22 protein-coding genes are annotated in these 26,963 nt (G+C 71.5%); 8 read left to right on the forward strand and 14 right to left on the reverse strand.

All coding sequences use genetic code 11. The annotated features are described in order from the left end of the window. Nucleotides 1-3: 3 nt before the first annotated feature. The 3 genes from OIE74_RS25395 to OIE74_RS25405 form a co-directional block, all read right to left on the reverse strand. Nucleotides 4-930 carry an acyl-CoA thioesterase gene (locus OIE74_RS25395; RefSeq protein WP_329387421.1) on the reverse strand — a complete coding sequence of 309 codons (927 nt, stop codon included), beginning with the start codon at nt 928-930 and terminating at the stop codon, nt 4-6. A gap of 27 nt (nt 931-957) precedes the next feature. Beyond that, entirely contained in the window at nt 958-2,115 is a 1,158-nt protein-coding gene (locus OIE74_RS25400) for an acyl-CoA dehydrogenase family protein (RefSeq protein WP_329387423.1), read from the reverse strand. A 117-nt stretch (nt 2,116-2,232) separates the two neighbouring features. After that, nucleotides 2,233-3,660, reverse strand: coding sequence for a PucR family transcriptional regulator (locus OIE74_RS25405; RefSeq protein WP_329387425.1), 1,428 nt, complete (start codon nt 3,658-3,660; stop codon nt 2,233-2,235). A gap of 139 nt (nt 3,661-3,799) precedes the next feature. Here OIE74_RS25405 and OIE74_RS25410 point away from each other — a divergent pair, with 139 nt between their 5' ends. The 4 genes from OIE74_RS25410 (at nt 3,800) to OIE74_RS25425 (ending at nt 12,215) form a co-directional block, all read left to right on the forward strand. Then, entirely contained in the window at nt 3,800-5,326 is a 1,527-nt protein-coding gene (locus tag OIE74_RS25410) for a sodium:solute symporter (RefSeq protein ID WP_329387427.1), read from the forward strand. A gap of 122 nt (nt 5,327-5,448) precedes the next feature. Next, nucleotides 5,449-6,462, forward strand: a complete 1,014-nt coding sequence (speB, locus tag OIE74_RS25415; RefSeq protein ID WP_329387429.1) for an agmatinase — start codon at nt 5,449-5,451, stop codon at nt 6,460-6,462. Further along, nucleotides 6,459-8,144: a thiamine pyrophosphate-binding protein gene (locus OIE74_RS25420; protein ID WP_329387431.1), complete on the forward strand. Its 1,686-nt coding sequence runs from the start codon at nt 6,459-6,461 to the stop codon at nt 8,142-8,144. The genes speB and OIE74_RS25420 overlap by 4 nt, the downstream gene beginning before the upstream one ends. Before the next feature lie 267 nt (nt 8,145-8,411). Then, nucleotides 8,412-12,215, forward strand: coding sequence for an ABC transporter ATP-binding protein (locus OIE74_RS25425; RefSeq protein ID WP_329392438.1), 3,804 nt, complete (start codon nt 8,412-8,414; stop codon nt 12,213-12,215). A gap of 10 nt (nt 12,216-12,225) precedes the next feature. Here OIE74_RS25425 and OIE74_RS25430 read toward each other — a convergent pair whose 3' ends face one another. Next, nucleotides 12,226-13,311, reverse strand: coding sequence for a hypothetical protein (locus tag OIE74_RS25430; protein ID WP_329387432.1), 1,086 nt, complete (start codon nt 13,309-13,311; stop codon nt 12,226-12,228). Then, entirely contained in the window at nt 13,304-14,302 is a 999-nt protein-coding gene (locus OIE74_RS25435) for an LLM class flavin-dependent oxidoreductase (protein WP_329387434.1), read from the reverse strand. Before OIE74_RS25435 ends, OIE74_RS25430 begins: the two co-directional genes overlap by 8 nt. Nucleotides 14,303-14,452: 150 nt before the next feature. Between OIE74_RS25435 and OIE74_RS25440 the strand changes: the two genes are divergently transcribed. Then, a complete protein-coding gene (locus OIE74_RS25440) occupies nt 14,453-14,725 on the forward strand; it encodes a helix-turn-helix transcriptional regulator (RefSeq protein WP_329387436.1) in 273 nt (90 codons plus the stop codon). Next, the gene (locus OIE74_RS25445; RefSeq protein ID WP_329387438.1) at nt 14,722-15,201 is read left to right on the forward strand and encodes a hypothetical protein; all 480 of its coding nucleotides are present in this window, start codon (nt 14,722-14,724) and stop codon (nt 15,199-15,201) included. The genes OIE74_RS25440 and OIE74_RS25445 overlap by 4 nt, the downstream gene beginning before the upstream one ends. 82 nt (nt 15,202-15,283) lie before the next feature. Here the strand turns inward: OIE74_RS25445 and OIE74_RS25450 are convergent, their stop codons facing one another. Both OIE74_RS25450 and OIE74_RS25455 read right to left on the reverse strand, forming a co-directional pair. After that, the gene (locus tag OIE74_RS25450; RefSeq protein WP_329387440.1) at nt 15,284-15,466 is read right to left on the reverse strand and encodes an LxmA leader domain family RiPP; all 183 of its coding nucleotides are present in this window, start codon (nt 15,464-15,466) and stop codon (nt 15,284-15,286) included. A gap of 112 nt (nt 15,467-15,578) precedes the next feature. Next, nucleotides 15,579-15,761, reverse strand: coding sequence for an LxmA leader domain family RiPP (locus OIE74_RS25455; protein WP_329387442.1), 183 nt, complete (start codon nt 15,759-15,761; stop codon nt 15,579-15,581). Nucleotides 15,762-15,967: 206 nt separating this feature from the next. Between OIE74_RS25455 and OIE74_RS25460 the strand changes: the two genes are divergently transcribed. Both OIE74_RS25460 and OIE74_RS25465 read left to right on the forward strand, forming a co-directional pair. Beyond that, the gene (locus OIE74_RS25460; RefSeq protein WP_329387444.1) at nt 15,968-17,296 is read left to right on the forward strand and encodes a M16 family metallopeptidase; all 1,329 of its coding nucleotides are present in this window, start codon (nt 15,968-15,970) and stop codon (nt 17,294-17,296) included. Beyond that, nucleotides 17,293-18,591, forward strand: coding sequence for a M16 family metallopeptidase (locus OIE74_RS25465; RefSeq protein WP_329387446.1), 1,299 nt, complete (start codon nt 17,293-17,295; stop codon nt 18,589-18,591). The genes OIE74_RS25460 and OIE74_RS25465 overlap by 4 nt, the downstream gene beginning before the upstream one ends. Before the next feature lie 309 nt (nt 18,592-18,900). On the opposite strand, the gene OIE74_RS25470 is transcribed toward OIE74_RS25465, so the two are convergent. The 7 genes from OIE74_RS25470 to lxmK all read right to left on the reverse strand — a co-directional run bounded on the left by OIE74_RS25470 (nt 18,901) and on the right by lxmK (nt 26,782). Continuing rightward, nucleotides 18,901-20,208 carry an ABC transporter permease gene (locus OIE74_RS25470; RefSeq protein ID WP_329387448.1) on the reverse strand — a complete coding sequence of 436 codons (1,308 nt, stop codon included), beginning with the start codon at nt 20,206-20,208 and terminating at the stop codon, nt 18,901-18,903. Further along, nucleotides 20,205-21,194, reverse strand: a complete 990-nt coding sequence (locus tag OIE74_RS25475) for an ABC transporter ATP-binding protein (protein WP_329387450.1) — start codon at nt 21,192-21,194, stop codon at nt 20,205-20,207. The genes OIE74_RS25470 and OIE74_RS25475 overlap by 4 nt, the downstream gene beginning before the upstream one ends. Nucleotides 21,195-21,266: 72 nt before the next feature. Then, a complete protein-coding gene (locus OIE74_RS25480) occupies nt 21,267-22,085 on the reverse strand; it encodes a class I SAM-dependent methyltransferase (protein WP_329387452.1) in 819 nt (272 codons plus the stop codon). Further along, complete coding sequence (locus OIE74_RS25485) at nt 22,082-22,729, reverse strand: flavoprotein (RefSeq protein WP_329387454.1); 648 nt, start codon at nt 22,727-22,729, stop codon at nt 22,082-22,084. Before OIE74_RS25485 ends, OIE74_RS25480 begins: the two co-directional genes overlap by 4 nt. After that, on the reverse strand, nt 22,726-24,609 hold the full coding sequence (locus OIE74_RS25490) for an ABC transporter ATP-binding protein (RefSeq protein WP_329387456.1): 1,884 nt from the start codon (nt 24,607-24,609) through the stop codon (nt 22,726-22,728). The genes OIE74_RS25485 and OIE74_RS25490 overlap by 4 nt, the downstream gene beginning before the upstream one ends. A 62-nt stretch (nt 24,610-24,671) precedes the next feature. Next, a complete protein-coding gene (locus OIE74_RS25495) occupies nt 24,672-25,727 on the reverse strand; it encodes a T3SS effector HopA1 family protein (RefSeq protein WP_329387458.1) in 1,056 nt (351 codons plus the stop codon). Continuing rightward, nucleotides 25,724-26,782, reverse strand: a complete 1,059-nt coding sequence (lxmK, locus tag OIE74_RS25500) for a class V lanthionine synthetase subunit LxmK (RefSeq protein WP_329387460.1) — start codon at nt 26,780-26,782, stop codon at nt 25,724-25,726. Before lxmK ends, OIE74_RS25495 begins: the two co-directional genes overlap by 4 nt. Between the last annotated feature and the right edge of the window lie 181 nt (nt 26,783-26,963).

The raw sequence follows: 26,963 nt of genomic DNA on the forward strand, positions 1-26,963 counted from the left end.
GGCTCAGTCGCGCCCCGTCCCGGAGTGCCCCGCCCCCGAGCCTCCGCCACCGCTCCCGGACTCCCTGGGCACGCGCATGACGCCCTCCTGGATCACCGAGATCGCCAGCCGCCCGTCCTGGGTGTGGATACGCGCCTGGCCGAGCCCCCGGCCGCCGGACGCGGACGGCGACGTCTGGTCGTACAGCAGCCATTCGTCCGCGCGGAAGGGACGGTGGAACCACATCGCGTGGTCCAGGCTCGCCCCCACGATGTCGCCCGTCGCCCAGCCGCCCCTGCCGTGCGCGAGCAGCACCGAGTCGAGCAGCGTCATGTCGGAGACGTACGTCGCCAGGCACACGTGCAGCAGCGGGTCGTCGGCGAGCTTGCCGACCGTACGGAACCACACCTGCGAACGGGCCTCGCGCGGCTGCCCGGCCGTGGCGTACGGCGGGGGGTCGACGTACCGCAGATCCACCGCGGCGCGCGCCTCCAGCAGACGGTCGGCCACGGACGGGTCGACGAACCGGTCCGCGTAGCGCGGCAGCGTCTCGGCCGCAGTGGGAAGCGACTCCGGATCGGGCGCCTCCGGCATCGGCGCCTGGTGCTCCAGGCCCTCCTCGTACGCCTGGAACGACGCCGAGAGATGGAAGATCGGCTGGCCGTGCTGGACGGCCACGACCCGGCGCGTGGTGAAGGAGCGGCCGTCGCGGATGCGGTCGACCGTGTAGACGATCGGCGCGCCCGGATCGCCCGCCCGCAGGAAGTACGAGTGCAGGGAGTGGGCGGGCCGGTCGGCGGGGACCGTACGGCCCGCGGCCACCAGGGCCTGCGCGGCGACCTGGCCGCCGTAGACGCGCGGGATCGCTGCCGAGCGGCTGACACCGCGGAAGATGTCCTCCTCGATCCGTTCCAGGTCGAGCAGTTCGAGGAGGGACTCCAGTGCGTTCATGTGCTGATCGAGTCTCCCGCGCGGTTCCTACAGGCCCATGGACTTGGCGATGATCATCTTCATGACCTCGCTGGTGCCACCGTAGATGCGGTTGACGCGGTTGTCCGCGTAGAGGCGGGCGATGGGGTACTCGTTCATGTAGCCGTAACCGCCGTGCAGTTGAAGGCACTTGTCGATCACGCGGTGCGCGACCTCCGTACAGAAGAGCTTCGCCGACGCGGCCTCGGCGGCGGAGAGCTCGCCCTTGTCGTGGGCGTCGAGGGCCCGGTCGCAGACCGCCTCGGCGGCGTCGACCTCCGCCTTGCAGGCGGCCAGTTCGAACTTGGTGTTCTGGAAGGAGGCGACGGTCTTGCCGAAGACGGTGCGGTCCTGCACGTAACTCTGGGCGAACCGGATCGCGGCCGCCGCCTGCGCGTACGCGCCGACGGCGATGCCCAGGCGCTCCTGCGGCAGATTCTGGCCGAGGTAGGAGAAGCCCTTGTGCTCCTCGCCGAGCAGGTCCTCGACGGGCACCTTGACGTCGCTGAAGGAGAGTTCGGCGGTGTCCGAGGACTTCAGGCCCAGCTTGTCGAGCTTGCGGCCGACCGCGTACCCCTCGGACTTGGTGTCCACGACGAAGAGCGAGATGCCGTGCCTGCGGTCCTCGGAGCTCGGCGGGGCGGTGCGGGCGCAGACGATGACGCGGTCGGCGTGCACACCGCCGGTGATGAAGGTCTTGGCGCCGTTGAGCACATAGTGCGAGCCGTCGGCGGAGAGCTTGGCCGTGGTCTTCATGCCCGCGAGGTCGGAGCCGGTGCCGGGCTCGGTCATGGCGATGGCGTACATGGTCTCGCCGGTCACGAAGCCGGGCAGCCACCGCTTCTTCTGCTCGTCGGTGGCGTACGCCTTCACATACGGCAGACAGAGCGCGACGTGCACGCTGGACCCTCCGAAGGAGACGCCCGCGCGAGCGCACTCCTCGGAGACGACGGCCTGGAACTTGAACGACTCCTCGCCCGCGCCGCCGTACTCCTCCGGCACCTCGATACCGAAGATGCCCAGCTCGCCCAGCTTGTAGTAGAACTCGCGGGGGACGAGCCCCGCCTCGTACCACTCGTCGTAGACGGGAACGACCTCGGCCTCGATGAAGGCGCGGAGAGTCTCCCGGAACGCCTCATGGTCCTCGTTGTAGACGCTACGGCGCACGGAAGCCCTCTCCCTCGGTCCGACTCGGGCTGAGTCTCTGTTTCTAAGCGCTTGCTCACTCAAGTTACCGGGGGGTTCGCACGGGTGTCCAGGGCGGCGTCCGAGCCGTCGCGCACGTCACACTCGGCGCAGCGCGAACCACAACTCCATCCGGACATCGGCCTCGTCAAGGTCCGCCCCCAGCAGGGCCGCGCAGCGGGCGACGCGTTGGCGCACCGTGTTGCGGTGGACCGACAGGGCAACGGCCGTACGGTCCCAACTGCCGTGCAGGGAGAGCCAGGTGCGCAGGGTCTCCGTCAGCGCGGGGGAGCCGGCGATCGGGGAGAGGAAGGCGCGGGCGTGGGCCGCCGCCTCTTCAGGAGGGATGAGCGCGGTGAAGGCGTCGGGGGCGCGGTGCTGTACGAGGGCGGCGCGGGTGGCTTCCGCGCGGCGCAGCGCGCGCCCGGCCTGGGTGTCTGCCTCGGCCAGACCGCCCGGGTCGGCGGGCGCGCTCACCCCGAGCGTCCAGCCCGGCTGGGCGGTGACCGGGCGGTCGGTGAGGACGCGCACCGTGGTGCCGTCCGACTCGGCCAGACCGCTGCCGAGGGCCGCCCCCAGCGCGGAGGGGGCGAAGGGCGTGTCACCGCCGTGCGCGTGCACCACGGTCCAGGGGCCCGGACCGAGCAGCGGCGCCGCCTCGGCGGACGTGGCGCCCAGCAGGAGCCGTACGAGCGCCGCCGAGCGTGCCGCCTCCGCCGCGCCCTGGTGCGGCGCCGTGAGCAGCGACAGGAGGACGACGGCGACGCCCGTGACGGTGTGGTCGCCGGACTCCCGGCCGCCCGCGGCGACGCCGAGTACCAGGCCCTGGCCGCCGCCCAGCGCGTACGCGGCCAGGTGCGCGCCGCCGACGGTGTCGGTGGCCGTGCCGTGCGGCGGGTTCACCACGCGGGCCAGCCGGGCCAGGGCCGTACGGGATCCGGGCGCCGGGTCCCGGCCCGTGGTGTGCAGCTCGGCGCCGTCCGGGGCGAACAGGACCGCGCGGCCACCGAGCCGCCCCGCGAGCTGGCGCAGTACCGCGGGGACCGGGTCAGGGCGGGCGGCGGCGGCAGCGAGGCCCTGCTGGGCCTCGGTGACCCGGCGCAGCTCCCGGTGGCGGGCCTCGGCCATCAGCCGCCAGACCCCGCGCGCCACGGTGGTGAACGGCGTGCGCCGGGGGATCTCCAGCAGAGGCAGCCCGTGCCGGCCGCACGCTTCGACGAGGCTGTCGGGGACCGTGTCGTACACCGGCGCGACCCCGAAGCCGAGCGCGGCGGCGCCCGCTTCGACGACCCTCCGTACATAGGTGTCGGCGTGCGCGTCCGTGAGCTGCACGCCCGCCGTCAGCAGCAGCTCACCGCCGAGCAGATACGGGTACGGGTCGGCCATCTCCGAGGTGTGCACCCAGTGGACCGCGACCGGCGCCTGATCGTCGGGGAGCCCGGCGATCAGGCGCAGGCCGAGGGTGCCGTCCGCGAGCAGTGCGGCCAGCGGCACCGGCGGGGTGGGTGGAGCGGCGGGTTCCGGCATGGACGGTCCATCCATCGACGGCGAGAAGAATGGATGAAACGTACACTTCAGCGTTCCTTTCCGGCCACCTACCGTCGACTCGCACACCACCGGACCCCCGGACCCCCGGAATCCCCGGAGTCGATCAGGAGGAAGCCCCATGGCTGTGGACTACGCGGTGATCGTCGTCTATCTCGCCGGCATGCTCGCCATGGGCTGGTGGGGCATGCGCCGTGCCAAGTCCAAGAGCGAGTTCCTGGTGGCGGGCCGCAGGCTCGGCCCCTGGATGTACTCCGGCACGATGGCCGCGATCGTCCTCGGCGGCGCCTCCACCATCGGCGGTGTCGGCCTCGGCTACCAGTACGGGCTTTCCGGCGCCTGGATGGTCTTCACCATCGGCCTGGGACTGCTGGCCCTCTCGGTGTTCTTCTCCGCGCGCATAGCCCGGCTGAAGGTCTACACCGTCTCCGAGATGCTCGATCTTCGGTACGGAGGACGGGCCGGCGTCATCTCCGGGCTGGTCATGTGGGCGTACACCCTGATGCTCGCCGTCACCTCGACCATCGCGTACGCCACGATCTTCGACGTCCTCTTCGACCTGCACCGCACCGTCGCGATCATCCTGGGCGGCGCGATCGTCGTCGCCTACTCCGCGCTCGGCGGCATGTGGTCGATCACGCTGACGGACATGGTGCAGTTCGTCGTCAAGACGATCGGTGTCCTGCTGCTCCTGCTGCCCATCGCGGTCGTCAAGGCGGGCGGGCTCGGCGAGATGAAGGCGAAGCTTCCTACGGAGTACTTCGACCCGCTGGGCATCGGCGGCGAGACGATCTTCACGTACGTGCTGATCTACACCTTCGGCATGCTGATCGGGCAGGACATCTGGCAGCGTGTCTTCACCGCGCGCGGCGACACCACCGCGCGCTGGGGCGGCACCGTCGCCGGTACCTACTGTCTCCTCTACGCCATCGCCGGAGCCGTCATCGGCACCGCGGCCAAGGTCCTCTACCCGAAGCTGCCGAGCGCCGACGACGCGTTCGCCACGATCGTCAAGGACGAACTCCCGCCGGGCGTACGGGGACTGGTGCTGGCCGCGGCCCTCGCCGCCGTGATGTCGACCTCGTCCGGCGCGCTGATCGCCTGCGCCACCGTCGCCAACAACGACATCTGGGCGCGGCTTCGGAGCCTGGCCGGACGGCGGGACGGCCGACAGGACCGGCCGGATGCCGTGGGGGAGCGGGACGAGGTGAAGGACAACCGCGCCTTCATCGTGGTCATGGGCCTCGCCGTCATCGGTGTCGCCATCGCGCTCAACGATGTCGTCGGTGCGCTGACCGTCGCGTACAACCTGCTCGTCGGCGGCCTGCTGGTGCCCATCCTCGGCGGCCTCCTGTGGAGGCGCGGCACCGTGCAGGGCGCGCTCGCCGCGATGATCGTGGGCGGGCTGACCGTCATCGGCCTGATGGCGTCCTACGGCATCCTGGCCAACGAGCCCATCTACTACGGGCTCCTCTCCTCGCTGGCGCTTTACCTGGTCGTCAGCCTCCTGACGAAGCCGACGGACGCGGCCGTGCTCGCCGCGTGGCGACGCCGTCTCGCCGCCGAAGGCGGGGAAGGCGCCGAAGACGCGGACGGAGCCGGTGACGGCCCCCGGGAGCCGTCCGTCGCCGCCAAAAGCACCGGCTGAGCCCCCACGGGCCCACGCGCCCCGTAGCGCCCGCACCCCGCCCACCCGACAGCGCCGCCGTCGGCGCTGTCGGTGGAGTGGGTCATGCTGGATCCGAACACGCACCACGAAAGGCCTCGACGATGAGCAGCGCAGCAGGACCCGACAGCCCCGGCCCCGGAGCGGCCGAAAGCCCTGAGGGCGGCCCCCGGGGGCCTGTCGACTCCTCCCGCGTGCCCCGGTTCGCCGGACCGGCCACCTTCGCCCGGCTGCCCAGGCTGGACGAGGTCGGGGCCGCCGATGTCGCCGTCGTCGGCGTGCCCTTCGACAGCGGGGTGTCCTACCGGCCCGGCGCCCGCTTCGGGGGGAACGCGATCCGCGAGGCGTCCCGGCTGCTGCGCCCGTACAACCCCGCCCAGGACGCCTCACCGTTCGCGCTCGCGCAGGTCGCCGACGCCGGTGACATCGCCGCCAACCCGTTCAACATCAACGACGCCGTCGACACGATCGAGGCGGCGGCCGACGACCTGCTCGCGACGGGCGCGCGCCTGATGACCCTCGGCGGCGACCACACCATCGCGCTGCCGCTGCTGCGCTCGGTCGCCAAGAAGCACGGCCCGGTCGCGCTGCTCCACTTCGACGCGCACCTGGACACCTGGGACACCTACTTCGGCGCCGAGTACACCCACGGCACCCCGTTCCGCCGTGCCGTCGAGGAAGGCGTCCTCGACACCGAGGCGCTGTCGCACGTCGGCACGCGCGGGCCCCTCTACGGCAGGAAAGACCTGGACGACGACCACCGCATGGGCTTCGGCATCGTCACCTCCGCCGACGTCATGCGCCGCGGGGTCGACGAGGTCGCCGACCAGTTGCGGCAGCGCGTCGGGGACCGCCCGCTCTACATCTCGATCGACATCGACGTGCTCGACCCGGCCCACGCGCCCGGCACCGGCACCCCCGAGGCAGGCGGGCTCACCTCGCGCGAACTCCTCGAAATCCTCCGCGGCCTGGCCTCCTGCCACCTGGTCTCCGCCGACGTGGTCGAGGTCGCCCCGGCGTACGACCACGCGGAGATCACCTCCGTCGCCGCATCGCACACGGCGTACGAACTGACCACGATCATGTCCCGCCAGATCGCGGAGGACCGCGCGAAGTGACTCACGACCACCACCACGAGATCCCCCGCTACACCCCCGAGCAGACCGCACAGGCCCTGAACCCGCCCGCCGGGCGCAACGGCGGCGATCTCGTCGTGGAGACACTGCACGGCCTCGGCGCCACCACCGTCTTCGGACTGCCAGGCCAGCACGCGCTGGGCATGTTCGACGCGCTGCGCCGCTCCGACCTGGAGTACGTCGGGCTGCGCGTCGAGAACAACGCCGGTTTCGCCGCCGACGCCTACGGCCGCGTCACCGGCGAGGTCGCACCCCTGCTGCTCTCCACCGGGCCCGGCGCGCTGACCTCGCTCGCCGCACTCCAGGAGGCCGCCGCGGGATCCTCGCCGGTGCTCGCGATCTCCAGCCAGATCCCGTCGGCGGGCCTCGGCGGCGGCCGGCACGGCTATCTGCACGAACTGGTCGACCAGCAGGCCTCGTTCCGCGACATCGTCAAGTCCGTCCACCTCGTCCGTACGGCCTCACAGATCCCGTCCGCGATAGCGGCGGCCTGGGAGTCCGCGCTCACCGCACCGCACGGACCCGTCTGGGTCGAGATCCCGCAGGACGTCCTCCTGAAGGAGACGACGCTCCCGCTCGTCACCGCCGTCGACGCCACCCCGCGCGAACTGCTGCCGCGCCCGGAGCTGATCGCCGTGGCGGCGCACGCCCTGTCGCACGCGGAGCGCCCCGTGATCGTCGCGGGCGGCGGAGTCGTACGGGCGGACGCCACGGGCAAGCTGCGGACCCTCGCCGAGAAGCTGGCCGCTCCCGTCGTCACCACCTTCGGCGGGAAGGGCGCGTTCCCCTGGGAGCACCCCCTGTCGCTCCAGTCCTGGCTGGAGGACCGGCACACCACCGACTTCCTGGAGGACGCCGACGTCGTGCTGGTCGTCGGCTCCGGGCTCGGCGAACTGTCCTCCAACTACTACACGTTCCGCCCGCGCGGCCGGGTGATCCAGATCGAGGCCGACCTCGGCAAGCTGGAGTCCAACCTTCCGGCGCTCGGTATCCACGCCGACGCGCGGGAGGCGCTGTCCGCGCTGCTGGAGTCCGTGACCCGCAGGGAGGGCGCCGAGTCCGCGCGGGACGCCGTCCGTACGGTGCTGGCGAAGGTACGGGAGCGGATCGGCGCCCAGGACCTGGAGCTGGAGCAGCGCGTGCTCGCCGCCGTACGGGACGCGCTTCCCGCCACCTCGCCCAGCTTCTGGGACATGACGATCCTCGCCTACTGGGCCTGGTCCGCCTGGCCCGGCGCGATGCACTCAGGCCAGGGCGCCGGCGGTCTCGGCTACGGCTTCCCGGCGGCCCTGGGCGCGGCCGCGGCCGACCGTACGAAACCGGTCCTCGCGGTCTCCGGCGACGGCGGCGCGATGTACTCGATGGCCGAGCTGGCCACGGCCCGGCAGTACGACCTCCCCGTCACCTGGCTCATCGTGGACGACGGCGGCTACGGCATCCTGCGGGAGTACATGACGGACGCCTACGGCGAGACCACAGGCACCGAGCTGGCCCGCCCGGACTTCGTGGCGCTCGCGGAGTCCTTCGGAGTGCCGGCGGTCCGCACGAGCCCCGATTCGCTCCGTGAGGACCTGTCGAAGGCGCTGGCGGCCCCCGGTCCTTCGGTGGTGGTGCTCCCGGTGCTCCTGAAGCTGTTCGCCCCGACGCACCTGCCGGCCGGGTAGCAGGGTCCAGGGCGTCCTACGCCATAGGTCCTGGTCCCTCCGGCGAGCGCCTCGGTCCAGCGACGGGTATTTGTTGCAGCGGGATGAATTCCGCACGTGGGCGCGTTGATGCCTTCCGGCAGGGGGTCCACGGGGGACGCCCGCGTACCGACAGGCAACAGGGCAGACGGAGGGCGGCAGACAGTGGCGGCGGAGCGAACAGACCCCGAGCGCGGGACCGGGGCGGACCAGGCCGAAGAGGGCAAGGCCGGCTGGGCCCGGCGTCTCATCGGCTACGCCTGGCGCTACCGGCGCAACGTGATCCTCGCCCTCGGCTCCTCCCTCGCCGGCATGGCCGTCATGGCCCTCGTCCCGCTGATCACCAAGGTCGTCATCGACGACGTCATAGGCACCGGTACCCGCTCCATCGCCGTCTGGACCGGCCTCCTCGTGGCCGCGGCCGTCGTCATCTACGCCATGACCTACATCCGCCGCTACTACGGCGGACGTCTCGCCCTGGACGTTCAGCACGACCTCCGTACGGAGATGTACGGCACCATCGCCAGGCTGGACGGCCGCCGTCAGGACGAGCTCTCCACCGGACAGGTCATCGGCCGCGCCACCAGCGACCTCCAGCTCATCCAGGGCCTGCTCTTCATGCTGCCGATGACCATCGGCAACGTCCTGCTCTTCGTCATCTCCCTCGTGATCATGGCGTGGCTCTCCCTGCCCCTGACCCTCGTCGCACTCGGCGTCGCCCCCGCCCTCTGGTACATCGCCCGCCGCAGCCGCACCCGGCTGCACCCCGCCACCTGGTACGCCCAGTCGCAGGCCGCGACCGTCGCGGGAGTCGTGGACGGCTCCGTCTCCGGCGTACGTGTCGTCAAGGGCTTCGGCCAGGAGGACCAGGAGACCGGCAAGCTGCGCGCCGCCGGCCGCAAGCTGTTCGCGGGCCGACTGCGGACGATCAAGCTCAACTCCCGCTACACACCCGCCCTCCAGGCCGTACCGGCCTTCGGACAGGTCGCGATGCTCGCGCTCGGCGGCTGGCTCGCCACGCGCGGCCAGATCACCCTCGGCACCTTCGTCGCCTTCTCCACCTACCTCGCACAGCTCGTCGGCCCCGTCCGCATGCTCGCCATGGTCCTGACCGTCGGCCAGCAGGCCCGCGCGGGCGTGGAGCGGGTCCTCGAACTGATCGACACCGAGCCGTCGATCCAGGACGGCACGAAGACGCTGCCCGCCGACGTGGAGGCGTCCGTCGAGTTCGACGACGTGACGTTCTCCTACGAAGACGGCCGCACCGTCCTGGAGGGCTTCTCGCTGGAGATCCGGCCCGGCGAGACCGTCGCCGTCGTCGGCTCGTCCGGCAGCGGCAAGTCCACCGTCTCGCTGCTCCTGCCGCGCTTCTACGACGTGACGCACGGCGCCGTCCTCGTCGGCGGCCACGACGTGCGCGAACTGACCCTCGAATCCCTGCGCGCCGCCATCGGGCTCGTACCGGAAGACAGCTTCCTCTTCTCCGACACCGTCCGGGCCAACATCGCCTACGGCAAGCCCGACGCCACCGACGAGGAGATCGAGCGCGCCGTCCGCGCCGCCCAGGCCGACCGCTTCATCGCCGAGCTGCCCGCCGGCTACGACACCACCGTCGGCGAACAGGGCCTGACCCTCTCCGGCGGCCAGCGCCAGCGCATCGCCCTGGCCCGCGCGATCCTCACCGACCCCCGCCTGCTGCTCCTGGACGACGCCACGTCCGCCGTCGACGCCCGCGTCGAGCACGAGATCCACGAGGCGCTGCGCTCGGTGATGGCCGGCCGTACGACGCTGCTCATCGCCCACCGCCGCTCCACGCTCGGCCTCGCCGACCGTATCGCCGTGCTCGACGGCGGACGGCTCGCCGACATCGGCACCCACGACGAACTCCAGGAACGGTCCGCCCTCTACAGAAGGCTGCTCACCGACCCGGACGAGCTCGGCGGCGTGTCCCCGGGCCATGTCCCCGCCGTCGTCGGCGGTACGGCCGCGGAGGACGACCGCACCGTCCAGGAGGAGATGGACGCCGAGTTCGACGCCGAACGCGGCATCACCCCCGCCCTCTGGGTACGCGACGAGGCGCCCGCCGAGGAGTCGGCCGCGCCCGGCGCCACACCCGAACTGCTCGCACAGGTCGAGGCACTGCCCCCGGCCACCGACGTCCCGTCGATCGACGAGGCCCGTGCCGTCGCCTCCGAGTCGTCCTACGGGCTGCGGCGCCTCCTGCGCGGCTTCGGGCTGCCCCTGGCCGCCAGCCTGGCCCTGGTCGCCGTGGACGCCGGTATGGGCCTGCTGCTGCCGGTCCTGATCAGGCACGGCATCGACGAAGGCGTGGAGCGGCTCGCGCTCGGCGCGGTGTGGGCGGCCTCCCTGCTCGGTCTGCTGGTCGTGGCGGTCCAGTGGGCCGCCCAGATCGGCGAGACGCGGATGACAGGCCGCACCGGCGAACGCGTCCTGTACTCGCTGCGCCTGAAGATCTTCGCGCAGCTCCAGCGGCTCGGACTCGACTACTACGAGCGCGAGTTGACCGGTCGCATCATGACCCGTATGACGACGGACGTGGACGCGCTGTCCACGTTCCTCCAGACGGGACTCGTCACGGCCTTCGTCTCCGTCGTCACCTTCTTCGGCATCCTCGTCGTGCTCCTGGTCATCGACGTGGAGCTGGCACTGGTGGTCTTCGCGACCCTGCCCGTGCTGATCGTGGGCACGGTCTTCTTCCGGCGCAAGAGCGTCAAGGCGTACGAGCTGGCGCGCGAGCGGATCAGCGTCGTCAACGCCGACCTCCAGGAGTCCGTGTCCGGGCTCCGTATCGTCCAGGCCTTCGGCCGCGAGAAGGACGGCGCCCGGCGGTTCGCGGACCGCAGCGACCACTACCGGCAGGCGCGGGTGCGCGGCCAGTGGCTGATCTCCGTCTACTTCCCGTTCGTCCAGCTGCTGTCGTCGGTGGCCGCCGCGGCCGTGCTGATCGTGGGCGCGGGCCGGGTGGAGTCGGGGACGCTGACGACCGGGGCGCTCGTCGCGTATCTCCTCTACATCGAGCTGTTCTTCGCGCCCGTGCAGCAGTTGTCGCAGGTCTTCGACGGCTATCAGCAGGCCGCGGTCTCGCTGGGGCGTATCCAGGAGCTGCTGCGCGAGCCGACCTCTACCGAGGAGGCCAGGACACCGGTCGCCGTGGAGTCGCTGCGCGGCGAGATCGCCTTCGAGGACGTGCACTTCGCGTACGGGAACCTGGAGGGCGGTCTGACCGAGGGCGGCGGCGCCGGCGACCCGGACGAGGCGGTCGTACTCACCAAGGCGGTCGTACCTGCCAAGGCCCCGGTCCAGGAGGAGACCGCCCTCATGGGCATCGACCTCCGTATCCCGGCGGGTCAGACGGTCGCCTTCGTCGGTGAGACGGGCGCGGGCAAGTCCACGCTCGTCAAGCTCGTCGCCCGCTTCTACGACCCGACGTCCGGCCGCGTCACGGCGGACGGCACCGACCTGCGCGACCTGGACATGACCGCCTACCGGCACCGGCTCGGAGTCGTACCGCAGGAGGCGTACCTCTTCGCCGGGACGGTGCGCGACGCGATCGCGTACGGGCGGCCCGGGGCCACCGACGCCGAGGTGGAGTCGGCGGCCCGCGCGGTCGGCGCGCACGAGATGATCGCCACGCTCGACGGCGGCTATCTGCACGAGGTCGCCGAGCGGGGCCGTAATCTCTCCGCCGGTCAGCGGCAGTTGATCGCGCTGGCCCGCGCCGAGCTGGTCGACCCGGACGTCCTGCTCCTGGACGAGGCGACCGCGGCGCTCGACCTCGCCTCCGAGGCGTTGGTCAACCAGGCGACCGACCGGCTGTCGGGGCGGCGGACGACGCTGGTCGTCGCGCACCGGCTGACGACGGCCGCGCGCGCCGACCGGGTGGTCCTCCTGGACCACGGCCGCGTCGTGGAGGACGGCACGCACGCGGAACTGCTCGCGCTCGACGGCGCGTACGCGCGGCTGTGGCGCAGCTTCATCGGCGAGGCGGAGCCGGAGGGAGAGCCGGAGCGCGCGACCGTCGCGGGAGCGTGACGGCGCGGGCTCACCACTGGAGCGTGGGGGCGCCGTCCGCGTCGAGGGTCTCCGCCAGCAGGTCGGCGTAGCGGCGCAGATCCTCGTGCCAGCCGACGAAGGACGCGAAGTCCCGCATATGGACGGCGAGTCGGAGGGTGGCCGCGCGGGCGGTGCCGGGCGGGAGCGCCGCCTCCATGTTCTCGACGTCCTCGGCGTCCTCCTCCTTACGGAGGTAGCCGGCGAGCAGGGCGCGCGCCGCGGCCGGATAGTCCACGGGCGGACCCTGTCCTGCGGCACCGAGACCGCGCGTGGCGGCGGAACGCAGCTCGTGCAGTTCACCGAGGGTCCAGCCGAGGTCGAGGGCCGGGTCGCCGCCGGTGACCTCTTCGCCGGTGAGCAGGACGCTGTGGTCACCGGCAGGGGAGGGGACCAGCCAGCCGGTGCTGGGGGCGCCGTGGAGCAGGACCGCACCTCCCCTGCCGGGTGGTCGGCGGGCGGCCTCGGCCCAGTCGGTCAGCCTGGTCCACAGGTGTGGGCCGAGCCGCTCGTGGGCCAGGGCACGCAGCCGGGCGCTGTCCTCCTCTTCAGGAGGCGCCCCCGAGATCCAGTCCAGGAGCCGCCGTACGCCGTGGTGCGGCGGCGCGGGCTCCGTGAACTCCCAGGGCACGTCGTGCAGTTGCCGCAGGGTCCGGCCCGCGTCCGCCAACGCCCGTACGGAGAGCCGGTAACCCGTCTCGTCGCCGGACGGCAGCAGCCGGGCCACCGACACGGCGCCGGGCACCCGGTACACGAGCCCGCCGCCATCCCCGGACGCCGCGGCCCGTTCACCGAGCGCGATCCGGGCACCGTGGCCCGCACCGGTACCCGAGGCGACGGCGGCGTCCACCCGGCGCAGCGCCGCGCCGACCGCGGGCGGGGGAGGAACCCGCGGCCGGTCGTGGGCCGGCCCGGGTACGCGCAGCCAGCTGAACCGGCCGTCCCCGTGGTACCGCACGCTGATCCGCAGATACCGGGTGCCGTACTCGCGTACGGTCACCGACCCGGCGGCCCCCGCGGGCCGTACCTCCGCGGGGACCGCCGGAGCATCCGCCGCGGCGCCCGCCGGGTCAGCCACGGCCGTCCCGCCGCCGGACCGCGTCCACGATCTCCCGCGCGTCCCGGAGCGCGGCTTCCTGGCCCTCGGTGAAGAGCACACCGCCGCAGTTGAGGATCACCTCGTCCACCCCGGCGTCGCGGTACTCGCCGAGCACGCCCGCGATGTGGTCGGCGGAGCCGTACACGTACGTCCCGCTGTCCACCAGGGCGGCGGCACCGGCCTGCGGGTCGGCCGGGTCGGCCGCGACACCGGCCCGGCGCAGCATGTCCGTGTAGTGGTCGGCGGAGAGATGCCCGGCGGCGGCGGTGTGGGCGAGGACGTACGGGTCCCGCTTCGGGCGGTCGACCGCGACATGGACGACGGTCGCGACCCGGCACCGGGTGTCCCGGTCCTTGGCGCCCTCGTCCAGCGCCGGAACCAGGGTCTCGGCGACATAGCCGGGCGGCGTCATCCAGGTGATGGCGACGTCGGCGACACCGCCCGCGGTGCGTGCCATGTTGGGGCGCAGCACACCCACCCCGACCTCCACGCGCGCGTGTTCCATCGGCATCAGCCGTCCGCGCAGCGCGTGGTAGTCACCGGCGTGGTCGACGATCTCGCCGTCCAGCAGGGAGCGGACGGTACGCAGGTACTCCGCCGCCATCGTGCGGGGACTGTCGTACGGCCGCCCGTTCAGGCTCCGTACGAAGGCGGGCGCGCCGACGCCGTAACCGGCCACCACGGGGTGACCCGTCGTCAGGGCCAGCGAACGGGCCTGGAGGGCGGCCTCGTACGGATGGCGCAGCGGCATCAGCGTCACACTGGTGCCGACCGGGACACGCACCCCGGCGCCGGCGAGATGCGCGAACACCTGGTGCGTCTCCACCTTGAGCGACTGGCCCATCCACACACGGCGCGCTTCGCCGTCGCGTACCAGCTCGGCGTAGGGACGCACGGTCTCGGTGGTGTCCGGCATGCTCGGTACGAGGATGCTCGGCAGCGTGGACCGGTCGGACGCGTCGGTGGTCACGAGGCAGCACACCTTCCCTGGTAGCTGTGGCGATTGCTCTGGCAGCGCGTGTGGCGCCGGCGCTGTGCGGTGCGTTCTGGCAGTGCCTGTTGCTGACTGTATCTGTTGTCATTCCTTGACGGAATGTTGTGTTTCCCTTACCTTCTCCGTATGAGCCCAGTGAGCCATCGCGAGGGATCGCCGATCTACAACCAGCTGAGAGTCCTGCGCGCCGAGCGCGGCCTCAGCAGGGTCGCGCTCGCCGAAGCGGTGGAGGTGCACCCGCAGACCATCGGCGCCATCGAGCGGGGTGACTACTTCCCGAGTCTCGATCTGGCGTTCCGGCTCAGTGACGTGTTCGGCCTTCCGGTCGAGGCGATCTTCAGTCGTAAGCCCTTCGTCCCGCTCTCCGCCCAGCTGTACAACAAGGAGGAACGCCCGTGACCCCGCAACCGAGTTCCGACGAGACGACGACGGCGGCCGGCGGTCCGCTGCGGCCGATGGCGATCGGGCTCGCCGTGCTCAGCGCGGTGATGGTGGTGCTGTCGCAGATCTCCGACGGCAACGCCTTCTCCGACTCCTGGTGGCTCGTGGCCTTCGTCGTCTGGCTGATGCTGTGGGGTCTGCTGCGCTCGATGACCCGCGGTCTGGGTGAACGGCCGGTGGCCGGACTCGACGAACGCGAGCAGGGGGTGCGCAATCGCGTCGCCTTCATCGGATACCAGTGCGCGGTCGGCGCCGGCATGCTGGTCGTACTGGTCATGGTCGCCTTCCAGAACGAACCCGACGTGATCGAGCGGATCCCCGCGCTGCTCACGACGTTGATGCTGACCTCCGCGGCGCTGCCGTCGATCCTGCTGGGACTGTCCGGCATCGACGGTGAGGACGCCGAGAGCTTCCGGGACGAGCAGGGCGGGTAAAACGGTGAGGCGGGTGCCCGCCGATTGCGGCGGTGGGCACCCGCCCCGTTCCTCGTACGTCCTGCTCAGGGGGTTACGCGGGTCAGCAGGAGTGGTCGAAGGTGTTGTCGATCGACACGGCCGAGATGGCGGAAGCGGCGGAGATGCACGCGGCCGACGAGGTGACCGTGACGGTGATGGTGGCGCCGGGCGCCTCCACCGCGGCGACGAGCTCGTCAGCCTCGGCGTAGGTGGTGTAGCCGCTGATCAGGGACTGGGTGTTCATAGCAACTCCCTTGGGCGATTCGAATGAACGGTGCCTTTTCGGCGATTGCCGAGGGTGGTGCGGTGAAGCGGTCGTGCTGTGACGCGGTGGTGCGGTGCTGCGGCTACGCGGTTCAGCAGGAGTGGTCGAAGGTGTTGTCGATCGACACGGCCGAGATGGCGGAAGCCGCGGAGATGCACGCCTGCGACGAGGTCACCGTGATGGTGATGGTGCCGCCCGGGGCGTCGACCGCGGGGACGAGCTCGTCGGCGTCGGCGTAGCTGGTGTAACCGCTGATCAGAGACTGGGTGTTCATGGCAACTCCCTTGGACGATTCGAATGAACCTTGCACCTGAACCTTGCACCGGATCGGCAATTGGTGAATCACGTTCTCCGGCCGTGCCAGCACCATTCCGTCCCGGGCAGCGCGCTGGCAATGGGGTTGACCGCTTTCGGACACTGGCCGCTTTCGGTCAACGGGGCCCGTTGAGGCGGTAGTTGACCGCGTCTATGCTCGCCTGGATGACCCGGAATCAACTGCGTCGCCTGGTATTGGACAACGGTCTGCGGGTGCTGCTCGCACCCAATCCGACCGGCGCGTCAATCGGTGTCGCCGTGCACTACGGAGTGGGTTTCCGCACCGAGCCCAAGGGGCACACGGGACTGGCTCATCTCTTCGAACATCTCATGATCCAGGGTGGCCATGGAAGCGCACCCCACGGGTATCTGCCCCAGGTACAGCGGGCGGGCGGTCTCGGAGACGCGAAAACAAGACAGGACCTGACGGTCTATTACGCCGCCGCTCCCGCCTCCGCACTGGAAATGCTGCTCGCGCTCGAAGCGGACCGAATGCATTCGCCACGTATTTCCGCGCGGAATCTGCGCACACAGACCGCGGTTATTGACGAAGAGATACGTCTCATGGTGCGCAATCGTCCCTACGGCGCATTTCCCTGGGTGCTGCCGCGTGCTCTGCACACCCGCGCCGAAAACGCGCGGGACGGATACGGCGAGAGCGTCGATCTGGCGGCCGTCGACATCCCGCTGTGCGAGCGGTTTTTCGTCGACCACTACGGTCCCGGAAATGCCCTGGTGACCCTGACCGGCGCTTTTGAGCCGGACGCGGCGGAGCGCGTCGTACGCCGGCATTTCGAGCCCCTGCCCGGCCGTCCCGCGGTGGCCGTGCCCGACGGTCCGGAGCCGGAACCCCGGGAGGACAGACATCTGTCGGTCACCGACCCGCACGCCGGACTGCCCGCGGTGGCGGTCGGCTACCGGATGCCGGATCCCGTGACGGAGCGCGCCGGCTATCTCGCACACCTGGTCCTGGCCGCCCTGCTGGGGCAGGGCAGACACGCGCTGCTGCGCCGGGGGCCGGCCGCGCCGGCCGGGGTGGCGAGCCTGTCGGTGGGCTGCGGGCTGTTCGGGCTGCCGCTGGACACCACGGGGCCCGATCTGCTGACGCTGTTCGCGGTGTACGGGGGAGACGGAGGTGGGGGAGACGGGGATGCGGCGCGTGTCACCGAGGCGCTGGACGCCGTGCTCACGACGCTGGCCGAGAACGAGGTGGACGCCGGGCTGTTGCGGGCCACCACCGCCCGCTGGGCGTCCGGTGCGCTGCGTGAACTGGGCGACCCGAGCACCCGCGCCCAGCTCCTCGGCCAGCGCGAAATGCTCTTCGGCGAGGCGGAGTTGACCGAGCGGCTGCCCGAGCTGATACGGACCGGGGTGACCGCTGAGCAGGTGAGCCGGGCCGCGGCCCGGCTGCGCGCGTCGCACCGGGCGGTCGTACGTTTCGTACCGCGCGCGAGCACGAACGCGACCACTCGGGGAACGACGGTGGCGGCATGAGCGGCGACGCGCGCCTGCCCCTGCCCGATCTCGACACCGCACTCCCCAACGGGCTGCGTGTGGTGCTCTGTTCGGCCCCCGTCGTCCCCCTCGTCGAGATCCGGCTCACCGTCCCGTACGCCTCGAAGGGACCGGGCCAGGTCGCGCTGCGCCAACTGCTGGCCGGGATCCTGCTGCAGGGCACCGCACACCGCGACGCCGACGCCTTCGACACGGCCCTCGCCACGCACGGCGCCGCGCTCAGCGCGGGCGCCGACGCGCGCAGGTTCACCGTCACCGGCCATACGCTCGCCGAATCCCTGCCCGCCGTGCTGGAGTTGCTGGCCGAGACCGTCCGCCGGCCCCGGCTGACCGAGGACCTCATCGCCCCCGAACGGACCAGGCTGGCGCGCCGTATCGAGCTCTCCTCGCACCAGCCCGCGGCCGTCGCCCAACAGGCGCTGCTGCGGCGGCGGTACGGCGACGAGGTCGCCGCCCGATGGCAGCCGTCGCCCCAACTGGCCGCCGCTTGCACGCCGGAGGACCTGGCCGAGCTGCACGCCCGGCAGCTGGGCGCCGACGGCGCGGTGCTCGTACTGGTCGGGGATCTCCGGCCCGATGACGCACTCGCGGCGGTCACCGACGCGTTCGGGGCATGGCATACCGGTTCGGCGCTGGACATCCCCGAGCCGCCGCCGGCCTTCATCGGCGGACCGCCCCTGTGGGTGGACCGGCCGGGCGCCGTACAGAGCATGATCCGGCTGGCCACACCGGCCCTGCCGCGTACCGATCCGGGCTATCCGGCCCTGCATCTGGCCCAGTTGGTCTTCGGCGGGTCCTTCGCGTCCCGGCTGGTCGCGCATCTGCGCGAGGAGAAGGGGTACGCCTACCAGCTCGGCTCCGGCATGGAGTCCGTGCCGGGCGCGTCCACGCTGATGATCGAGGCCGACACCGCCGCCGAGCACACGGCGGCGGCGCTCGGGGTGATCCGCGACGAACTCGTACGGATGGCGGCAGAACCGCCGTCGGAGCGTGAGGTCGACGCGGCGAGGAGCTACGCGATCGGCTCCATCGCCACGGCGATGTCCTCGCCGGCCTCCCTCGCCTCCGGCCTGTCGAATCTGCTGCACATCGGGGTCGGGGCCAACTGGCTGCACGGATGGGGCCCGTTGCTGAACCGAGTGACGTACGACGCGGTCGGAGAGGCGGCCCGGCGGTTCTTCCGGCCCGCGGCCTTCACGGGCGTGGTCCTCGCCGACGAGCCGGCGGTCGCGCCCCTGCGGAGTGACGGAGACGACCGCCAACTCGCCTTCTGACGCGGCCATATGACGGAGGGGCCGGTGTCCCCGGGAGCCACCCTGGAACACCGGCCCCTCCGTCACGTGGTGCGGGCCGGGCGGCGATCAGCTTCTGCTCTCGGCTCCTGCTCTCGGCTCCTGCCTCAGCTCTTGCTTTTCGCGATTCCGGCGACGACGGCGACAAGGAGGGCGATTCCGATGGCGATCCAGACGGCGGTGCTCATGAGGTACTCCCGTTCAGTGGGGTGAGGGTTGGGTGTGGACGTGGGTGTGAGTGGGGTGTGGGTGGACGGGCCGCTTCTCGGCCTGTCCGCGATCAGGGACGAACTAGCGCAGCCGCAGCGAGTCGGCCAGTGGGACCCTGGAGCCGCTGCGCAGCACGCTGTTGGCGTACATCCGCCCGGCGATCCGGGTCAGTGCCACCAGCGCGGCCACGGCCAGGACCAGGGACACGGCCACCTGCCACGCGGGCGCGATGCCCAGCAGCATGCGCGCCGGCATGAGGATCGGGCTGAGCGGCGGTACGAGCGAGAGCCACTCGATCACCGGGTCGTGGGCGTTCTTGCTCAGCAGGGTGATGCCCAGCACGAACGGCGTGGTGATCAGCACCATCACCGGCTGCACCACCGCCTGGAGGTCCTCCTGCCGCGAGACGCGCGCCGCGGCGGCGGCCAGCATCGCGGCGAAGAGGAAGAAGCCGAGCAGGAACCAGACACCCATCGTCACGAGCGTCCCGCCCACCGCCGTCGGCAGCGAGATGGCTCCGGTGCCCTCGGCGAGCACGACCGCGGCCCCGCCCAGCAGGACGAGCTGGGTCACGCCGACCACGGCCACACCGATCAGCTTCCCCGCGAGGAGCTGCCAGGGCCGGATGCTGGAGAGCAGCAGCTCCACGACCCGGCTGGTCTTCTCCTCCACCACGCCCTGGGCCAGCATGATCCCGTAGACGATGAAGAAGAAGTAGAGCAGTCCGGTGGCGGAGAGGATCAGCGCGAACTGCTCGGCCGCGCTGTTCTCCGAAGGCTCCAGTGCTCTGGTCTCCAGGTTCGAGGACGCCACGCGCTCCGCGAACTCCACCGGGTCCACGCCCGCGCGCTCCAGCTCCCGCGTGGTGCGCTCCTCGGCCACCGCGGCGTTCACGACGGCGAGAAGGTCCTCGTCCGTCTCGCGTTCGACGGTCACCGTGAGGTCGGTCGTGTCGCCACTGATCACGGCGGAGAGGTCCCCGTCGCGCAGCAGCTTCTCCGTACGGTCGCCGTCGACGGTGACGAACTCGAAGTCGATGCCGTCCGCCCGGTCGGCGACGGCGGTGAGCATCGGGCGCAGTGCGGCGGCGTCCCGGTCGACACCGACCTTGGCCGGCCCCTCCTTGGAGAAGAGGATGATCAGGGTGTAGACGCCGAGGGCGAGCACCAGTCCCAGCGTGCTCAGGACGAAGGACTTCGTCCGCATCCTGCTGTTGATCTCGCGCTTGGCGACCAGGCCGACGGCCCGGCGTGCCGAGAGGGCGCCGGGGCCGGGGGAGGGGCCGCCGCCGGGGGCGGGCGCGCCACCGTCCCGTACGGCGGTGCCGGTGTCTCTGTCCGTGCCCGTACCCGTACCCGCGTTCGCGTCCGCTTGCGCCGCTGTGCTCATCGCCCGCCGCCCTCGCTCTCGCTCGCGCTGTCCCTGTCCGCTGTGCCCGTGGCGCCTGCCGTCGCGGTCTCCGCGCTCGCGGCGTCGTCTCTGGTCACCAGATCGCGGTACAGCTCGGTCAGTGGCGGCTGTTCCGATACGAAGGTGGACACCGGCCCGGTGGCCAGTGCCGCGTGCAGCACCCGCTGGTCGTCCGCGCCCTTCGCCAGCCGGAGCCGGGTGCGGGTGCCCTCGCGGCTCACGACCTCCACGCCCGCCAGCCCCGCCGCCCAGTTCTCGCCCGCCCCGGGCGCGTCGACCAGCAGCCGGCGCTCGGCACTCGCGCTCAGCTCGTCGACCGTGCCGCAGGCGATGAGCCGCCCGCCGCCGACGATGCCGACCCGGTGGCAGACGCGCTCGACGAGCGCCAGTTGGTGGCTGGAGAAGATGACGGGCACGCCTTCGGCGGCCCTCTCCGCGAGCACGTCGCGCATCACGTCCACCGCCACCGGGTCGAGACCGGAGAACGGCTCGTCCAGCACCAGCGCTTTCGGCTCGTGCACCAGGGCCGCAGCGAGCTGGACCCGCTGCTGGTTGCCGAGGCTGAGGTTCTGGACCTCCTCGGAGGCGTACGAGGAGACCTCCAGCCGCTCGATCCACCGGTCGGCCGCCGTCCGCGCCCCGGCACGCGACATGCCGTGCAACTCGCCCAGATACCGCAGGTGTTCGGCGACCTTCATCCGCGGATACAGACCGCGCTCCTCGGGCATGTAGCCGAACTGCCTGCGGGCCGCGAAGTCGACCGGACGGCCGAGCCAGCGGACCTCCCCGGCGTCGGGCGTGAGGACTCCGAGGATGATCCGCATCGTGGTGGTCTTGCCCGCCCCGTTGCTCCCCACGAAGCCGAAGAGCTCACCGGCGCGGATGTCGAAGGTCATGTCGTCGACGGCCCGGCGCTTGCCGTAGCTCTTCCGTACGCGGTCGACCTCCAGCGCTGCCGCAGCCATGTGCCGTACCTCCCGACGATGATGTGTTAACTCACTGAAGTATTGCGTTAACACATCACTCCGTCAAGGATGTCATGCGTCCTGACGCTCTACCGCGACGATGTGCTTCTCCGTCAGCTCCGACAGCGGGCTCCGGTCCCAGCCCGCCCAGCGGCCGGTGACCCGCAGCCCCGCGAGCCTGGCCATCACGTCGAACTCAGCCGGCCACGCGTACCGGCTGACCTCCGGCACCTTCCGCAGCCCGCCGGGGCCCAGGATCGTGTGGACGACGAGGGCGGACTGGAGCTCCCGGTTGACCTGGATCGTGTCCAACAGCAGTGCGTCCGCGGCCAGATGACCGATCTGGGTCGTCGCCTCGGAGAGCCGGTGGTAGTTCTCCGGGTTGTACGTCTCGAAGACGGCGACCCCGCCGTCCGCGAGGGCGTCGTGGATGCCCCGCAGACAGCTGATCTGCAACTCCTGCGTCGGCAGCATGAAGAAGGTGTTGAGCGCGGTGAGGACGACGTCGTACCGCTCCTCCACCTGAAGCGCGCTGAAGTCGGCGACCGAGCTGGTGATGCCGCCCGTGGGGTCGTTCCCGTGGAGCTTCGCCAGCATGGCGGGGGAGGCGTCCACGCCGTGCACCCGGTAGCCGTGCTTCGCCAGCGGGATGGCCAGCCGGCCCGTACCGACGCCGAGTTCGAGGAGCGAGGCGGGTGCGGGGCGCAGCTCGTCAAGGAAGGTGATCATGGAGTCGATGGCCGGGCCGGAGGTGGGGTAGAGCGAGTCGTAGACGTCGGCCAGCGCCTCGCCGTACGCGCTGCTGCCGGAGGAAGCGCTGCCGTTGCCGTTCTGGGAGGCCGTGGAGCCGTTCGTACGGTTCTCGGTCTGCTGGGGTGCTTCGGTGGTCATGCTCTCTCCCTCTGTTTCCGCTCTTCCGCTGATGCGTGTTCCTGCTCCGCCGTCAATGCCAGCTCCGCCCTCAACCGGTCGGCGGCCCCCAGCACTTCGGGGAACGAAGCGGGCGCCCACGCCTCCCGCCGGCCACTGGTCGTACTGCGGCCGGGATGGGGCGGGACGACGACCACGTTGCGGCGTCCGGCGAGCTTGGCGGAGTGTTCCGCGTACGCCGCGCTCTGCGCCCCGCCGGGCGGCAGCGCGGGCGCCAGCGCGATCGCGGCCTCGGTGCACTGGAGCGCGAGGACCGACGGCGAGTCACCGAGGCCGAGCGCCAGCCGGGCCAGGTAGTTGAGCGTCGCTGGCAGGACCACGACGGCGTCGGGCCACTGCGCGAGATCCACATGGCGGGCGCGCGGTTCGGGCTCGTCCGGCCAGCGGTCGGCCAGCACGTCGCAGCCACCGATGGCGACCAGCGCCTCGTGGGTGACGAACCGGGTGGCCGCCCCCGTAAGGACGTACCGCACCTCCACGTCGGGCTGTCCCATCTTCAGCCAGCTGGCCCAGAACGGCAGATGGGCTGCTGTCACCGAACCCGTACCGACGACCAACAGCCGCCGGACACCGACCGGTTCGGGCACACCCGCGCCGGCGGTCACCGGGCCGCCGCTCCCGCCCCCGAACCCGCCACGGGCGCGGGCTCGGGAGCGGAGGCGGTTTCCGGCGCCGGCGCCGGGTCCATGGGGGGAGCCATGACAGTCGTGGTGGCCTCTGGTTTCGTGTCTTCGCCGGCGCCGCCGCCGCGCAGCGTCTGGCCGTGCACCAGCTCCTGGTAGAGCGCTGAGCGTGTGAGCAACTCCTCGTGCGTACCCCGGTCGACGATGTGTCCCTCGTCCACGACCACGATCAGATCGGCGTCCTGCACGGTCGAGATGCGGTGCGCGACGGCGATCACCGCGCGTTCGGCGGCGAGTTCACGCATCAGCGCCCGCAGCCGCTCCTCGTTCTCGCTGTCGAGCTGGGACGTCGGCTCGTCGAACAGGACGACGCGGGTCTCCCGGAGCAGTACGCGGGCTGCCGCCAGCCGCTGCCGCTGACCGCCCGACAGGTCCTCGGCGCGGCCCAGTTCGGTGTCGAGACCGTCCGGCAGCGCCTCCACGGCCGCGCGCAGCCCGAGCGTCTCAAGCGCCCGCCACAGCTCCGTGTCCGGTACGTCGGTGTCCTGGCCGAGCTGGAGGTTCTGGCGAACCGTGCCCTCGACGAGGGTGAAGCTCTGGTCGACGTAGCTGATCTGGCCGCGCAGTTGGTGCAGCGGCCACTGCTCGACCGGGAACCCGCAGATTGAGATCCGGCCCGAATCCGGCAGCAGGAAGCGTTCGGTGAGGCCGAGCAGCGTCGTCTTGCCGGCGCCGGACGGGCCGACGATGGCGGTCAGCCCGCGCGCGGGGGCCGCGAAGTCCGCTCCGTGGATGATCGTGCGCTCGCCGTCGACATAGGTGACCTGGTCGAACTCCACGGCCGGCGCGGTGGCGGACGGCTCGATCTCGGCGGTGGCTCCGGGGTCCTCCGACGGGATCATGAGGACGCTGTTCAGCCGGCCACGCGCGGCAAGTCCGGACTGCATACGGGCGAAGCCCGAGACCAACAGGGTGAGCGGCGAGACCAGTTGGAGCAGATAGACGATGAAGGCGGCGAACTCGCCGATGTTCAGATCCCCGGAGGCGAGCCGCGCCCCGCTGACGACCATCACCGCGACGATCGAGAGCTGCTGGCCGAACTGCATCGTGGGACCGACCAGCGCGCTCACCCGTGCGACGGACACGGCGGCCTTGCGCGCGTCGTCCACGCTGTGCCCCAGCGAGGAAGCCACCTGGCGCTCGGCCAGGAACGCCTTGACGGTGGGCAGCGACAGCACCGCCGCCGTCATCTGCTGGGACATGGTGCCGATGGCGTTCTGCTGCCTCTCCACACCGCTGCGGATCGCCCGTACGCAGGCGAAGATGCCGAGTCCGGCGACGGTGAAGGTGGCCAGGACGACCAGGAGCAGGACCCAGTCCAGCAGGCCCATGGCGATCAGCGTGCCGATGGCCAGGAAGAGGGACGAGGGGATCTGCGCCACGCCGACATCCACCACGGAGCGCAGCTGCGAGCTGTCGGAGCTGGCGCGGGCGACCAGATTGCCGGCGCCTTCGCGTCGTACGCGCCGAAGGGGAAGGGTCAGGATGTGCGCGGCGATCCGGAACCGGGCCTCGGAGACCAGGGCCTCACCGGCGCGGGCGAGCAGGAAGGAGCCGATCGCGGAGGCGAGGCCGGCGCCGAGCGCGAGACCGGCCATCGCGAGCATCGGCCGGATGGGACGTTCGTCCTGGCCGAGGGCGATCACCAGGTCGCGGACCTGGAGGGGAAGCATGAGCGTGGCGACGGCGGAGAGCATGCTCATCACCACCGCACCGGCGACGGCGGTCTTCCGGCCCTCCAGGAGCTGGGCGAAGACGCGCAGTTCGTCGGTGCCGGCCGGACGTGGCTCTGCCTTGGCCATGGTGGTGGTTCTCCTCAAGCTTGCGGTTGCATCCGGTCACTTTCGGTCGCACGGCCGACGGTTCAGGGCGCGGCGGCGGCCGCGGTCGTCCAGGGCCAGGGCGCCGAGTCGAGGTTCCGGGCGGGGTCGGCGGGGTCGACGTTCGCCGCGGCGCACGCCGCCGAGAGTTCGGCGGCGGCCGGGCGCTCGCGCCCCTGCTCGGCGGCGGCCACGAAGGCGCGGGCCACCACATGCGAACGGTGCTCGCCGAAGCTGAGTCCGCGCATGCCGGTGCGGTCGTCCTTCGGCTCCCAGGCGGCCGTCACGCCCGGGGCCACGACATGCGCGAACGCGGGAGGCGGGCCATCGGGCAGCCCGGTGGCGAGGGCGCTCTCGGTCAACGCGCCGACCACGCCCCACGATTCGGAACTCAGATAGACCACCATGCCGTCGTTGCGCGGCAGGCTGGCCGGGTTCGAGATGATCTTCGCCCGGTAGATCACCGACCGGCTCTCCAGCGTGCCCAGTACGGCGTGCCACAGGGCGGGGGCCTGTTCGGCGTCGGCCACGCGCAGATACATGCGCAGCAGATCGCCCCCGCCCGTACGGCCCTTGCCACTGTCCACCAGAAAGAAGCCCGGTGAGATCAGCGGGCGGGCGGAGGGGAGGACCATCAGGACCACGGGGCGGGCCGGGTCGCCGACCGTACGGCCGGTCTCCCGCAGCGTCACGGAGTCGGGGACGTTCAGGCGCAGACCGTCGATCTCCACCACGCGCCGGCCGGCGGCCGTGCGCCGGTCCGTGAGGATGGCGGGCGCGACGGTCGCCGGGTGGGGGGTCGCCTCGGCGATCCGGGTCTCGTACTCCGGTGCGCGCAGGGTCTTGGGCGCCTTGCGGTCGCGTATGCCGCGGCCGGTGTGCAGCACCTCGTAGAGGGCACGGGCGAGCGTGAAGCGCATCGCTGACGGGGACTCGGCGGTGACCTCGTCGTCGCCGACCCAGGCGGTCCTGCCGTCCGCGGCGATCCGGACGGTGTCGAGCGCGTTCCGGAGTCCGGCGGAGAGGGGCGGTGGCGTGGGGTCTGTCGGGTGCGCGAGGTCTGTGCCTGTGCCTGTGCCCGTGTTCGTAGCCGTGCTCATGCGGCCTCCCCGAGTCCCACCGTGGAGACGAAGCTCCGCGGATCAAGCAGCGCGGTCCGGCCGATTCCCGCCGCAGCCCGGACGATGGCCGACAGGCGGCCGTTCTCCTTGGTCGAGGCGATCAGCCGGTCGATCAGATGCCATCCGGCGTAGGACGTGGCCCGTACGACGAGTCCTTCGTCGCCGGGGCCGCCGCCCTCGCGGTAGCCGCGGTGGAACGCGGCGATCAGCGGCAGTACGCGGGTCAGCTCCTCGCTGCCGCGCGCCACGACCTCCTCGTGGGTGAGCGTCGCCGAGAACGCGTCCTCCGTCTCCTGCGAGGGAATCCGCAGTACCGCCCGGTGGAGCCATTCGCCGACGTATGCCCCGACGTCACGCGCCGGGTCACCAAGCCGAAACTCTTCCCAGTCGTTGACGTACAACGCGCTCTCCGTGGCCAGGAACTGATCCAGCCTCAGATCGCCGTGGATCGGCACGCGCGCGGCTTCGGCCTCGGTCGCCCGGAGCCGTTCGAGCCCGTCGAGCAGCGCCGCGTCGCGCTGCAGCAGCCCCCAGCCCTGGATGAACGCGCCGGTGGCGTTGACGTAGTGCTCCAGCGGCAGCGACCGCAGGTCCTCGACGGGCGGGTACGGGTGCGGGTCCGGCTCGGGGAAGTCCTCCGGCAGGAACGGCAGTTGGTGCAGGGCGGCCACCGTGCGGCCGGCCTCGGCGGACGTCGCCTCGGTGAACTCGTCCTCCGCGGCGAGCTCGCTGCCCGACCGGATGTCGTCGAGCATGCCGAAGACCAGCAGGCGCCCTTCCTCGTCGCCGCCCAGGAATTGCGGGCGGGGGAAGGGGGATTGGCCGCGATTCATCAGGCGTTCGAATGACATGAGCCGCTGGTAGCGCTTCAGGGATTCCTTGGGATTCCCTTTGAGGCGCTTCACGAATACGGCTTCGCCGGTGTCGGTCACGCCCGACCAGTTGTCGTTGCGGCCGGGATAGGAGAAGACCTCCGAGGCGTTGAGTGAACCCAAGTCGAGCTGGACGAGGAGCTGTTCGACCGATGTGTCCACGGGACTGTCGACAGCCGACGCGGAAGACCGGCCCTGCGGGTATTGAATCTTTTCGCCTGCCACAGCCGTTTTCTATCGCGGGACGCCGTCGGCGGACAACGAATTGACCGCCATCGGCCACCCTCGGCCGGGGCGTGGCTCGATGGGTAACGTCCCGGACTGCCGGGCCGCTCGGGGGCCG

Origin of the sequence: Streptomyces sp. NBC_01716, assembly GCF_036248275.1 — a bacterium.
GTDB lineage: Bacteria > Actinomycetota > Actinomycetes > Streptomycetales > Streptomycetaceae > Streptomyces.

Bases quoted from the DNA above. Each gene is read 5' to 3' on its own strand.
- OIE74_RS25495 (WP_329387458.1), bottom strand. From the start codon at position 25,727: ATGAGCACGGCTACGAACACGGGCACAGGCACAGGCACAGACCTCGCG.
- OIE74_RS25475 (WP_329387450.1), bottom strand. From the start codon at position 21,194: ATGGCTGCGGCAGCGCTGGAGGTCGACCGCGTACGGAAGAGCTACGGC.
- OIE74_RS25480 (WP_329387452.1), bottom strand. From the start codon at position 22,085: ATGACCACCGAAGCACCCCAGCAGACCGAGAACCGTACGAACGGCTCC.
- OIE74_RS25440 (WP_329387436.1), top strand. From the start codon at position 14,453: ATGAGCCCAGTGAGCCATCGCGAGGGATCGCCGATCTACAACCAGCTG.
- OIE74_RS25450 (WP_329387440.1), bottom strand. From the start codon at position 15,466: ATGAACACCCAGTCCCTGATCAGCGGCTACACCACCTACGCCGAGGCT.
- speB (WP_329387429.1), top strand. From the start codon at position 5,449: ATGAGCAGCGCAGCAGGACCCGACAGCCCCGGCCCCGGAGCGGCCGAA.
- OIE74_RS25465 (WP_329387446.1), top strand. From the start codon at position 17,293: ATGAGCGGCGACGCGCGCCTGCCCCTGCCCGATCTCGACACCGCACTC.
- OIE74_RS25410 (WP_329387427.1), top strand. From the start codon at position 3,800: ATGGCTGTGGACTACGCGGTGATCGTCGTCTATCTCGCCGGCATGCTC.
- OIE74_RS25395 (WP_329387421.1), bottom strand. From the start codon at position 930: ATGAACGCACTGGAGTCCCTCCTCGAACTGCTCGACCTGGAACGGATC.
- OIE74_RS25490 (WP_329387456.1), bottom strand. From the start codon at position 24,609: ATGGCCAAGGCAGAGCCACGTCCGGCCGGCACCGACGAACTGCGCGTC.
- OIE74_RS25405 (WP_329387425.1), bottom strand. From the start codon at position 3,660: ATGCCGGAACCCGCCGCTCCACCCACCCCGCCGGTGCCGCTGGCCGCA.
- OIE74_RS25470 (WP_329387448.1), bottom strand. From the start codon at position 20,208: ATGAGCACAGCGGCGCAAGCGGACGCGAACGCGGGTACGGGTACGGGC.
- OIE74_RS25460 (WP_329387444.1), top strand. From the start codon at position 15,968: ATGACCCGGAATCAACTGCGTCGCCTGGTATTGGACAACGGTCTGCGG.
- OIE74_RS25455 (WP_329387442.1), bottom strand. From the start codon at position 15,761: ATGAACACCCAGTCTCTGATCAGCGGTTACACCAGCTACGCCGACGCC.